Annotated in this window: 2 protein-coding genes; both read right to left on the reverse strand. The window is 61.9% G+C overall.

What is annotated here, in order from left to right; genetic code table 11:
- Positions 1-267: DNA adenine methylase (locus tag NW837_RS13460; protein WP_414332131.1), on the reverse strand; the 267-nt coding region annotated here is incomplete at its 3' end.
- A partial coding sequence (locus tag NW837_RS13465) for a hypothetical protein (protein ID WP_414332132.1) occupies positions 219-2,236 on the reverse strand: 2,018 nt, incomplete at its 5' end. The genes NW837_RS13465 and NW837_RS13460, both read right to left, overlap by 49 nt.

The following is a 2,236-nucleotide window of genomic DNA, read 5'->3' on the forward strand; positions in this document are numbered from 1 at the left end:
AAAAAAGACCGCTCCACCCCCCAAAAAGGGCTCGTGATAGGTGTTCCAGGTGCGAGGGAAAAAGGGTTCGTATTGGCTGAGCAGTTGCCCTTTCCCCCCTGCCCATTTCAGGAAGGGACGCGCTTTAACGGCTGGCTCCGCTGGGGTGGGTTCGCAGGAGTCGGGCGCAGGATCTTCCCGCCGCAGGGCATGCCTACGTCCAAGAGAACAAGGGTGGGTCAGCGATCCGGATCCTCTTCCAGCAGCTTTTCTAGCGTCTCGATCCAATGCTCCAGCTCCTCCAGCGCCTGCAACACTCCCTCTGGGTCGCTCAGATCCGCCTGCAGCATCTGGGTGGTTTCTTCCAAAGTCAGGGATCCGGGCGGGCTGGCCAACCAACGGAGGTAGTGGGGCAGAAAGTTGCGCGGAGAACTGTGATAGCGGCGGTGACAGGCCAAGGCCACCAGGCTGGCAAGGCTAGCCTGATAGGCACTAAAGGGGTGGAGAAACAGCTCCGGCATCCCCACCCAGTAAAACTGGTGTTCCGGCAACAGTTCCACCGCATCTCCGCACAGCTCTTGACACAGCTTCAACCACTCTTCGCTCACCCAAAGAGGATAGGTTGCCACATTTTCCCATGCGGGGAGCCCCGACCGATAGAGAATCAGCTCCAGCCGACTGATCAAGCTCTGGTAAAACACCGCCTGCAACTGGGCTTCCAAATGGTGTATCAACAGGGCCTGGGCCAACTTGAGGCTGCCGGAGCGTTCCCGCCAGCGCTGCGGAGCAGTTTGCCCCTCTGGGTCGTAAAGAGCAGGCCTGCCCATGCGAGGGGATCCCACTGCTGAGGCAACCAGGTGATCCAGGAGTATTTGCTGCAAAAAGACGGTGTGAGCCTGCACCCCCCACGCTCGCGGCAGCAGTGCGGAACTCCCCTGCATCTCCTCCAGATCCAGCCAAACTTGGGGATCCTCAGGCCGGAGCCGCTGGCTGATGATAGCAAGAACCTTCAACAGGAGCTCGCTCCCGCCGGATCCCGTTTCTCCCGACCTGGGCGAGAACTCCGTTTCGCCGGGGCGAAAGGCTGCGCCCGCTGCGCGATTGGGCTTGTCTGCCTCGATTGCCGAGCCGACTTCTAGCAGCCAGGGTTTGGCCTGGGCCGCACACTCGGGGCAGAAGTCCTGCAGGGCTGCCCAGATTAGAGAGGTGGCCTCAGCAGAGGTCAGGGGCGGCACGGGATCCCCCCAGGGCGCATGCAGATCGCAGATGCGAATGGAACGTCCCATTGTTCTGCTTTTGAGGCGGTAATAGTGCTGGAACAGGTCAAACCGATCGCGGATCCCTTCCAATAGGTTCTCCAAAAAGGTCTGAGTCAGGCCCTGGCGGGCCAGATACAGCTCGGCAGCAGAGTCATAGCCCCGCCATTGGGCCTCCCACAGGTGGTCGCGGATCAGGGTGCTGAGGATAAACCCACCCAGATCTGCATGGGCCTCCAGGTGTTGGCCCAGCCGCTGATAGGCAGCCCAACGGATTTCGGCGCTGGCGTGGGTTGGTAAGCTCTGTTCGCGCCAGTGGGACGGAGTTCCTAGCTGGACAAGGGTGTGATCTGGGAGCGCGGCAGGCGAGTTCAGGGTCACTTGCCACAACTGCCGCCAAGCTAACCTTCCTGTTGGGTACTGTTGGTGGAGCAGGCACTCCAGAGGCTCCGGTTGTTGGTGACCCCGCTGCTGCAGGAGGCGACACAAAAACTGGCGAAAGGGGCGCAGCTCCGGCTCGGCACAAGCAGCGGCCAAGGGATCCGAGGGCCGATCCTCTCGCTCCTGCGGCGTCTCAGCTGCGGGTTCGCCGAGGGGAACGGCGGTCAGGGATTGCAGTTCCAGGGGGAAAAACAACAGCTGGCTCTGCAGGGAGATGACCCGCTCCAGATCCCTCCAGCTGGGGTCTGCCTTCGTCCAGGCCATCTCTGGTTCGGCCTCAGCCGGGATCGCTGTTGGAAGGCTGCTGCTCTCGCAACCCTCGGCAAGATGGGCTGCCAGGGCGAGCGCCTGCGTCAGCTCCGACAACTCCTGCAGCGCCACCGCCAGCTCTGGCGGGCTGAGCTGGACCACCTGCCCCCGGTAGCGCTGGGCAAACTGCTGCACCTGCTCCTCCAGTTCATTCCAGGTTAGGGCGCGCTTTTTCCCAGAGCCAGAGAAACGCTCGAAAGGGGGTTCAGCAGCAGGAAAGACCACCGGCATCAGCCTCCTAGAGATGGGGT

Origin of the sequence: Synechococcus sp. R6-10 (assembly GCF_047461815.1) — a bacterium.
GTDB lineage: Bacteria > Cyanobacteriota > Cyanobacteriia > Thermostichales > Thermostichaceae > Thermostichus.